Here is an 8,161-nt window from a genome sequence, read left to right as displayed (position 1 = left end):
AGCGGCGGCGTCTTGAAGTCGTCCGGAATGTCCTCGAACCCCTCCGCCGTGTTCTTGGCGGACAGCCCGAGCGCACCGACGGCCGGCAGGGCCATGCCCGCCAGCAACGCGCCGGACACCACACTGACGCCCAGGAAGGTCGCGCTGTGGCGGACCAGCCGCAGCGGCGAGCTCCGGGTCGGCGGCGGCGTCTCGTCCTCGGGCGAGTTCCATATCGGGGGGGTGTTCGATTCCATGTCGGAATGCTAATCCTCGACCGTGGGCGGTCGAACCGGTTTTCCCACAGGATTGTCACAGCAACGCAACAAATCGCGGAAAAAGGGCCCGGCAAGGCGATCGGTGCACGAACTCTATTTCCGCGCCGGAGCTTTCGCACCGGCGCTGCCCGGGGCGGCGGACAGCGCCCGACACTGTATTGATGCCTCGGGCGGGCGGAAAGGTTGCACACGCCCCCGCCCGAACGTGCAGTCGGCCTGCCCGGGCGGGCATCGGGCCTGCTCAGTGGCGGTGATGGTTGTCGGGCTGGGCCGGGTCGCCGGGGTGTTCGAGGCCGGGGACGAGGGTGAGGCGGGTGGCNGGCGCGAGCGTGGTCGAGCCAGCGGACGAAGGCGGCGCGGCGGGCGGCGGCGTGCACGACGGCCGAAGCGTCGGGCGCGGGGTCGGGCGCGGGGTCCGGGTGGGGGTCCGGGTCGGGGTCCGGGTCGGGCACGGTGGCGCGGCGGACGGCGGTCCAGCCGGCGGCGCTGACCCACGCGCCGGGGGTCGCGGCGCGCAGGGCCTCGGCGAGGGCGAGCGGGAGGGTGTCCGGGGCGGCGTCGAAGGTACTGCCGTCGGGGAGGGCGAGCCGCCACGGGGCGGCGGACGGAGGGCGTTCGGTGAGGGCGCGGTAGTGGGCGACCTCGGCGGCGGAGGGCTCGACCTCGGCGGTGACCTCGGCGCAGACCGCCCGCACCGCCGCGCTGCCCTCGTACGCGGCGGCGGTGATGGAGCCGAGTTCGACGGCGGCCTGCTGGTCGAGCCGGGCGGGCGCGGCCCCCGGGTGGACGGCGAGGCCGCGTTCGGCGGCTACGGCTTCGCAGAGCGCCTCGGTCAGCAGCACCTGGGCGACCCAGCGGGCGAGTTGCCGGTCCTCTCCACTGCCCGGCGCGGGCAGCGCGGCGGCCCGGGGGCCGGAGCGCAGGGCGGCGAGGCGGCGGTCGAGGCCGGTGCGGGACAGCGGCCGGCCGTCGAGCAGGCCGAGGACCGGGGCTTCGGCGGGAGTGGTCACGGTGCGACCACCACCGCGACGGTGGGGGCGTACTGGCAGCGGCCGAACCACATCACCTTGGCCAGGGCCCAGTACGCGCCGGGGTCCGTCGCGGCCGGGGCGGCGAGTTCGAACTCCTCGACCGCTTCGGCGCCCGCGGCGAGGGTGAAGCCGCGGACGGGGGCACCGACGGCCTCCCAGGTGCCCCAGGGCGAGACGAGTTGCAGCTCGCCGCGGATCTCGCCGCGGGTGCGGTTGGTCAGCCGCAGCGCCAGGGCGCCCCGCTCCCCCGGGGCGAGCCGGACGGTGTCGGCGAGCACGGCGACGCCGAGGCCGGTGTCGCGGCCCTCGGTGGCCTTGGTGCCCTGGGCGGCGGTCCAGTCCTCGGGGGCCTCGCCGGGGACGGGGAGGAGCTCCGGCAGTTCGCCGACCGCCACCGTGACCACGTCCTCGATCTCCTGCCCGTCGTGGGCCACCCGGACGGCGGCGAAGTACAGGCCGGGCGCGGCGTCGGCGGGCGGGGTGAGGGTGACCGGGAAGCGGAGGTGGCCGCCGGGCGCCAGCCGGTAGGGGCGGGCGCTGGGGCCGGCCGTCCAGCCCTCCGGCGGGTGGACGGTGGCGGTGCCCTCCACGGCGGCGTCCTGGAGCTGGGAGGAGAGCGCGACCGAGAGGGTGACGGGCTCCCCGGCCGTCCGCAGCAGGCCGGGCGAGGCGCCGACGGACACCGGGAGGTAGCCGAGCGGCGCCGGGCCCCGGTTGTGCAGCCAGTAGCGGGCGTGCACGGGCTGGGCGGGCTCGGCGGTCGCGCCGAGGACGGGTCCGGCGGGGTCGGCGGCCACCCCGGGGCGGGCCAGCAGGGTGGCGAACGCCGAACCGGGGAGCGTGAGTCCGCCGTCGACCGGGCCGGTGGGACGCTCCAGCAGGTCGGCGTGGCGCAGGTCGACCAGGCCCAGCGCGCCGCCGAGGGCGACGGTGCTGCCCAGTCCGGTCGACTCGACCAGGCGGACGGTGAGCAGGTGGGCGCCGGCGGTGGCGGCGGACCCGTGGGCGATCGGGTTCCCGGCCGGTTTGAGGGCGCCGAGCAGCACCCGGCGGGCGGGTTCGACCCGCAGCCAGGAGAGCGTGGCGGGCAGCGGGCCCGACTGCCCGGCGGGCACCGCCCGGGCGTACAGCGGGTGGTTGAACTCCTGTCCCTGGGAGGGGAGTTCCTGGTCCCGCCAGTCGCCGGGACCACCGACCAGGGCGTAGTGGAAGTCGTGCGTCCAGTGCTGGAGCTGGAAGGACGCACCGTCCGGCAGGGTGCGCCGGGGCGGGTCGATCCAGACGCCGGAGGGCCAGCCGGTGCACGAGCGCAGCAGGGACAGATGGAGCGCTCCGCTGGTGTCGACGGCGAAACCGGGCAGGCCGTAGGTCAGCAACGCCACGGTGTGGTCGGTGAGTTGTTCGGCGGCGGGCGGGGCCGCCGGGCAGCGGGCGGTGATCCGGGCGTCCGCGAGGTCGGCGGTGAGCGCGGCCGGGTCGGTGACGACCAGCGCGGGCAGGGCGCGCAGGTCGCGCAGGTCCGCGCCGGGCCGCCAGACCTCGGTCAGCGGGGCGGCGGCGGGTACCCAGACCGCGCCGTGGGCCTTGAGCACGGCCGCGTACTCCTCGCCCGCGCGCTCCAGCAACTCCCGGGTGGCGTCGTTGGTCTCGGGGCCGCCGAGGAGGATCCGCAGGTCCGGCAGGTTGGAGTCGACGTCCAGCCAGCCGTACCGGGCCCAGTCGGCGCCGGAGGTGGTGGCGGTGACACCGACCCGGGCGAGCGCGACGACCAGGTCACGGGCGTCGGCGGCGGCGTCCAGCTCGGGGACGACCACCTCGGCGACGCCGAAGGCCCGTTCGCCCAGCGGCGCACCGGTGACCGGGTCGGTGAGCAGGACCCGTGCGGTGGAGCCGAGGCCGAACCAGGTGTTGGCGGGGTTGTCGAGGGTCCACGGCGCCTCGGCCGAGTCGACGTCCGGCATCGCGAAGCCCCGGCCGACGACGGCGCCGGCCACCTCGCTGACCGGCAGCGCCCCCGGCAGGTCGACGGGGAAGCGCAGCCGCAGCAGCCGGTCGGCGCCGCGGTGGTCGAGCACCCTGGTCCGGCAGTCGACCCGGTCGAGGCCGCGCCAGAGGGTGACCGTCTGCTCGAACCGCAGGCCGTCCACCGTCCCGGTGACCACCAGGCGTTCGCCGAGCGGGCCGGTCTCGCGGCGGACCTCGGCCGGACCGGAGCAGGAGCCGGTCACCGGGCCCTTGGGGAGCAGGTGCCAGGGGCCCTCGCCGAAGTCGGGGTGCTGGGGGTACTCCTCGTACACCCGCAGTTCGTTGCCGAGCCGCCCGGCCGTGATCAGCTCCCGCCCGTGCCGCAGGTCGTGGACGGAGCTCAGACCGCCGCCGCGGGCCGGGTCGGCGGTGACCCGGTAGCGGGCGTTGGCGACGGTGAGGCCCTCGGCCGGGCGCCAGGGCGTGGCGGCCGGAGCTCCGGGCACCAGCCGCCAGGTCCGCCAGCCGAGCGCCGGCACGTGCTCGGCCAGGAAGCGCAGGGTGCCCCGGTCGAGGGCGCAGGGCACCGGTGCGCCCGTGTCGTCCAGCACCCGCACCCCGCCGGCCGTTGCCTCCGGGGGCAGCGGGACGGCCACCAGGTCGGTGCGGTCGAAGGAGAGCGTGTTGGTGACGACGACGCAGCCGCCCTCCCCGGCCGGGGTGGCGATCCGCGCGGTCAACGCGTCCAGCGCCCGGTCCCGGACGTCGGCCGCCAGGTCGTACGCCTCCCGCCAGCCGCCGAGCAGGTCCAGGTACACCTGGTCGGACTCGGAGCCGGTGATCGCGTCGTGGTGGGCGCCGTAGGCGAGGTGGCGCCACGCCTTGTCGAGCGCGGCCGCCGGGTAGCGGCCCAGGCCCTGCGCCTCGGCGAGCACCGCGAGCTTCTCGGCGTCGACGGCCGCGGTCTCCGCCGCCCGCTGGGCCTGCTTGGTGTCGATGTAGGAGACGTCCTTGCCGGTGTAGACGGGGTTCATGTCGCGGCTCTGCGGGCCGGGGCGGCGGCCGGTCGCGTCGAGTTCGGCGCGCACCGCGTCCAGGAAGTCGCGGGGGGTGGCGCAGACGAACCTCGGCCACAGGTACTTGGCGGCCCAGGAGCGGTGGATCGCGGTGACCCATTTGTTGGGCGGGGTGTAGTCGGTGCCGACCGGCAGCAGCAGGTTCCTGGTCGCGCCGACCGGCTTGAGCTTGCGGTAGAGCTCGTACACGGCCCGTTCGGCGGTGGCGAGGTCGGCCGAGGAGTCCATCCACCAGCCGGCCGAGTAGTGGTGCGGCATGTAGTGGGTGAGCACGCCGTCGCCGCTCGGGGCGATCCATTCGAACTCGCTGGGGAACTGCATCACCCGGGCGTCGTCCTTGGCCTCCCGGAAGTTCTTCTGGATCGGGCCCCACTGGTGGAACGGACCGCGCGCCCAGGCGCTGCCGGTGAGTCCGGCGGCGGCGAGGTGGCCGGGGAACTGCGGGTCGTGCCCGAACACGTCGAGCTGCCAGGCGGTCCGCGGGTCGCCGCCGAGGATGTCGCGCTGGTAGCCGATGCCGTAGGCGATGTTGCGGATGGTGGTCTCGGCGCCGGTGAGATTGGTGTTGGGCTCGTTGTAGGTGCCGCCGACGAGTTCCACCTGGCCCCGGTCGAGCAGCAGCCGCAAGGTGTCGCGGCGCTCCGGGTGCTGGTCGAAGTAGGGCTTCAGGTAGTCGACTTCGGCGAGCACGAACTTGTACACCGGGTCGCGCAGCGCGAGATCGAGGTGGGCGTCGACGAGCGCGAAGCCGTTGCGCTCCCACAGCGGCCGGGTGGTGGCGTCGGCGGAGAGCAGTTCCCAGGGCGAGGTGTAGGCGGCCTGGGTGTTCCACCACACCGGGTCGTAGTGGAAGTGGGAGACGAGGAACATCGTCCAGCCGGGTTCGGCGACCTCGACCACGCCCCCGGCGCGGGCGCCGCCGGCCTCGACGGTGACCGGCAGCCGGGCGCCCGGGGCGGCGCCGGTGATCTCCAGGGGGACTTCGACCTGCCCCGTGCCGGCCGCCTCGCCGCGCACGCCCGGGCCGGTGACGGTGATCCGGGTGGCGGGCGGGCCGTCGAGGGTGACCCGAAGCAGCTGCCGCGGGGCGTGCTCGGGGCCGGTGAACAGGTCCGTGCTCTCGACGGCGGTGAGGGTGACCGGCACGGGGAGGGTCCTTTCGGGAAGGGGCGGTCCGGGAACGGCGGGGTGTCACCCGCTCCCTGGGGCGTCAGGCACCCCAGGGAGTGTCAGGCGCCCCAGGAGGTGTCAGGCGCCCCAGGCCTCGAACTCGTAGATCCGGGCGGCCGGATCGGTGCCCTGGGTCGGTTTGGTCACCACCAGCCGGACGTACCGGGCCGTGGTGGTCACGGGGTGGGTGGTGGTGCCGGCGGTGTTGCCGGTGACGGTGGCGACGGTGGTCCACGGGTCGGTGGCGGCCGAGCGGACCTGGACCGAGAAGTCCCGGGTGTTGTACGAGGCGCTCTCCCCGCCCGCCTGGGCGTGCTTGACCACGAACTTCGTCAGCGGCTTCGCCGAACCGAGGTCCACCTCCAGCCACTTGCCGCTGGTGAGGGTGCACCACTTGTCGCCGTTGCCGCCGTTGACGGTGCCGTTGACGGCCTTGGCCGGGCCCTCGTCGGTGTTGCACTGGCCGGAGGCGGTGGCCGGGCGGCCCAGCGCCAGGTTGGTGCCGGTGGGCGGGGTGCCGGTCCAGGGGACGGCGGTGGTGGCGACGGTGGAGCGGCCGTACTCGGTGGAGACGGCCTCGACCTCGACGGTGGTGCTCGCCTCCGTCCCGGCGCGGTCGAGCCGGTTGACGAAGAACGCGTCGGACGGGGTGGCGCCCAGATAGCCCCGGGTGCCGTCGGCGTTGCGCCGGTACAGCTCGTAGTGGTGCACGTTCCCGCCGGCGGACGGCGTCCAGGCGAGCCGCAGCGACTGACTGCTCCCGGCCACCACGTCGGCCGCACCGAGCAGAGTAAGTCCGGACGGTGCCGCCGGGGCGTCCACCGCACCGTCGTACACGGCGAGTTGGCCGATCCGCAGATCGTAGGCGGAGCCGGTGCCGGTGGTCCGCAGGCCGATCTGGGCGATGGTGCGGCCGGCGTAGGCGGACAGGTCGAGGGTCCTGCGCTCCCAGCCGGTGCCGGTGGTGGCGCCCAGGTCGAGGGTGGTGAAGGTGGTCGGTGCGTCGGTGAAGGAGACCGCGGCGGCGAGGCGGGTGGCGCCGGCGGCGGGGGTCTTCAGCACCACCGACAGCTTGGTGTCGGCCGCGACCGGCAGCCTGCTCTGGTACAGCCGCACGGTGTTGACGGCGCTCGGTGTGCCGGTGAGGCGCAGCGAGGAGCCGCCCTCGTAGGCGTCGGCGAAGTCGACGGACGGGGTCACCTTGCTGCCGGTGGACTCCACCAGCCAGTGGTAGGTGGGCGGGACGTCCTGGAGCGAGAGGTTGTTCCAGCCGCCGGTGGCGACCCGGGTGCCGGCCGCGTTGTAGAAGTCGCCCTCGCCGGAGGAGAAGTTGGTGACGAAGGGCTTGGCGGTGACCGGGGTGGACTCGGCGACGTAGCTCGCCAGGCCCTTCCAGGAGGAGGAGGTGGAGGTGTTGGAGGGGTCGTTGTTGGCGCCGACCCAGTACCGGGCGTCCTTGGCGAGGTAGTCGGCCCGGTCGGTCGCCGACTTCCAGGTCCACTCGGGGCGGTAGAGGCCGAGCGAGGTGGTGTGCGGCTTGCCGGCGGGGAAGAGCGAGTTCCAGTCGACGCCGGTGTTGTAGCCGTTGGCCTCGGTGTCGATGCCGGAGTAGAGCTCGTACTCGCTCCGGCCGAGGCCGCGGGCCAGGGTGCGGGAGGAGTCCAGGCCGCCGGAGGACCAGTTGAAGTTGAGGAACATCGAGTCGGAGGTGCGCTTCGCACCGTCCTGGAGGAAGGTGTCGTTGGCGCTGGTCAGGGCGTTCTGCCAACTGACCGCTCCGGACTCGGTCATGGCGTCGTACCACATGAACTCGGTGGCGTTCTGCGCCTTGGTGTACTGCATCAGGTCGCGGACCTGGCCGGCGAGTGCCGAATCGCCGCCGCCGGTCTCCTGGTTGATGAACCAGCCGTCGAAGCCGTAGTACTGGGCGGCCTGGACGAGCTTGTCGGCGACGGGGTAGCGGCTGCCGGACTTCTGCACGAAGTCGCGCACCCACTGGAGTTGGCCGCCGTACGCGGCGGGCGGGAAGAACACCGTGCCGTAGACCTTGACGCCGTTGCGGTGGGCGGCGTCGATCACGGTCGGGTTGGGGGCGAGGATGAGGCCCTCGCCGGCGGAGCCGCCCCAGAACACCAGTTTGTCGACGTACTGCCAGTAGCCGAAGGCGTAGTAGTTGGGGTCGGCGGAGCCCTGGGAGGGGTTGTTGGAGGTGGGTCCGAAGGACACCAGCGAGGCGATCCTCCCTTCGCCCGCACGGGCGTTGGGGTTGGCCTTGAGCGCCGGGTCGGCGGCGCGGGGCTGGAGCGGGACGCGGGCGCGGTTGAACCGGGCGTCCGGGTCGGTGGCCGGGTCCCAGCCGAGGATGGTGTTCGGGTACCAGTAGGAGGCGTAGGGCTGGGTGCCGGTGGCGGCGGTCGCCGCGGCGGGGGCCGCCGCCGGGGACGGGGCGGCGGGGGTGGGTGCGGCCCGGGCGACCGTGGGGGTGAGGCCCAGGACGGCTGCGCCGAGGGCGGCGCCCAGCAGGCGGGGGATCCGTCGTCGTGACATGCGCTGGCTCCGTTCGCGCGGAAGGCGGAGGAGGGTGGGGGCGGGCCTCGCCCGGGGCGGGCGCGGCCCGGGGGTGCATGTGCGGGTACGGCAGGGGGGGGGAGGGGGGGGGGGG

At 74.6% G+C, this 8,161-nt stretch carries 3 protein-coding genes; all 3 read right to left on the bottom strand.

All coding sequences use genetic code 11. The features are described 5' to 3' along the window. A partial coding sequence (locus VR45_RS37820; RefSeq protein WP_045944481.1) for a hypothetical protein occupies positions 1–236 on the bottom strand: 236 nt, incomplete at its 3' end. A 1,027-nt stretch (positions 237–1,263) separates the two neighbouring features. Further along, positions 1,264–5,475: an NEW3 domain-containing protein gene (locus tag VR45_RS37815; RefSeq protein WP_045944480.1), complete on the bottom strand. Its 4,212-nt coding sequence runs from the start codon at positions 5,473–5,475 to the stop codon at positions 1,264–1,266. 102 nt (positions 5,476–5,577) lie between these two features. Continuing rightward, positions 5,578–8,046 carry a discoidin domain-containing protein gene (locus VR45_RS37810; protein WP_078897382.1) on the bottom strand — a complete coding sequence of 823 codons (2,469 nt, stop codon included), beginning with the start codon at positions 8,044–8,046 and terminating at the stop codon, positions 5,578–5,580. Between the last annotated feature and the right edge of the window lie 115 nt (positions 8,047–8,161).

The sequence above is a fragment of the Streptomyces sp. NRRL S-495 genome (assembly GCF_000966955.1).
Lineage (GTDB): Bacteria > Actinomycetota > Actinomycetes > Streptomycetales > Streptomycetaceae > Kitasatospora > Kitasatospora purpeofusca.
The sequence above is the reverse complement of the archived record's forward strand: the minus strand, read 5'-3'. Positions and strand labels throughout refer to the sequence as shown.

Excerpts from the sequence above, each read along its gene's own strand:
- VR45_RS37810 (WP_078897382.1), bottom strand. The coding sequence starts at position 8,046 with ATGTCACGACGACGGATCCCCCGCCTGCTGGGCGCCGCCCTCGGCGCA.